This is a genomic window from Bowmanella yangjiangensis, assembly GCF_018531185.1.
Lineage (GTDB): Bacteria > Pseudomonadota > Gammaproteobacteria > Enterobacterales > Alteromonadaceae > Bowmanella > Bowmanella yangjiangensis.
Genome location: NZ_JAHDJU010000012.1, coordinates 1 through 521 on the forward strand (window position 1 = coordinate 1; position 521 = coordinate 521).

Genomic DNA, 521 nt, shown 5'->3' on the forward strand with positions numbered 1-521 from the left:
GGATTCAAATGCTGCAGCCGCCCAGGCGGGCGGTTTAAGACCGGCTGCACGGCGCTCCATCGTTTCACGGACCTGCTGGGCAAAAATTTCCTGATAGTCGTCACCGCGTTTTGCGCACTCTTTCTCGTAGGTACTCAGTCCGGCTTCTATCAGCATCACCGCTTCCTGAACTTCTTTCAGACCATCGATGGCCATACGACCGGAGCCTATCCAGTCGCAGTTCCCCCAGGCACTGCGGGCTTCCTGAAAACTGAAGCGCGCTTTTGAAGGTAACGTCACCACGCGGCGAACGATGGCCTCTTCCAGCCAGCACAGAAACATCTGGCTCGCCTGACGGGATGCGACGAATTTTCGCCGCCCCATAAAGTACGCCCACGACTCGTTCGCACTGGCCCGTGCCGTGGAGTAGCTCATCTGGGCGTAATTCCGGGAAAGCTGCTCATACGAGACACCCAGCCCGGCAGCGATATACCGCAGCAGTGACTGCTCAAACACGGAGTAGCCGTTATCCGTATCCTGAG

The 521-nt window shown here is 57.8% G+C and carries 1 protein-coding gene; it reads right to left on the bottom strand.

The features are described from left to right. The coding region (locus KJY73_RS21665; RefSeq protein ID WP_214345687.1) for a phage portal protein at positions 1–521 on the bottom strand (521 nt) is incomplete at both ends.